The organism is Lysinibacillus fusiformis, assembly GCF_002845985.1.
Taxonomy (GTDB): domain Bacteria; phylum Bacillota; class Bacilli; order Bacillales_A; family Planococcaceae; genus Lysinibacillus; species Lysinibacillus fusiformis_D.
Genome location: NZ_PDFK01000023.1, coordinates 1 through 427 on the forward strand (window position 1 = coordinate 1; position 427 = coordinate 427).

The window sequence follows — 427 nt, forward strand, 5'->3', positions numbered from 1 at the left end:
GATTGGTTTTTGAACGTTTTGAATGACCCTTTCCACAAGTGGCTGTAATACATGGCTATCGTGCACATTTCCCGGAGTCACAATGGTACCTAAGACAAAGCCTTTTTCGTCTGTGGCTGCATGGAAAGAATACGCAAACTGTTTCGTACGTTCATCCTTCACGTAATAGCCACTTTCAGGATCTGTCGTGCTTTCCTTTATTTCTTTCCATTCTTCTTTTTCAAATTTCTCCGGGGGAAAGGGCTTTTTTCCGTGTTCCTCACGATCCATATTTAACTCTAATTGAAGCTTCTCTTCATAAGCCCGTGTTTCTTTTCGCACGACCTTTTTATCATACTTCCGTTTATTCGCACTCGCTTTCACATGCGTAGAATCGATAAATAAATGGTCTGCATGGAGGAGTCCTTGATGCATAATCTCTTTTAAA

At 41.0% G+C, this 427-nt stretch carries 1 protein-coding gene; it reads right to left on the reverse strand.

Annotated elements, in window-relative coordinates; all coding sequences use genetic code 11:
• Window positions 1-427 (reverse strand): transposase (locus tag CRI88_RS22280; RefSeq protein WP_145991352.1); only part of this gene is annotated, 427 nt, incomplete at both ends.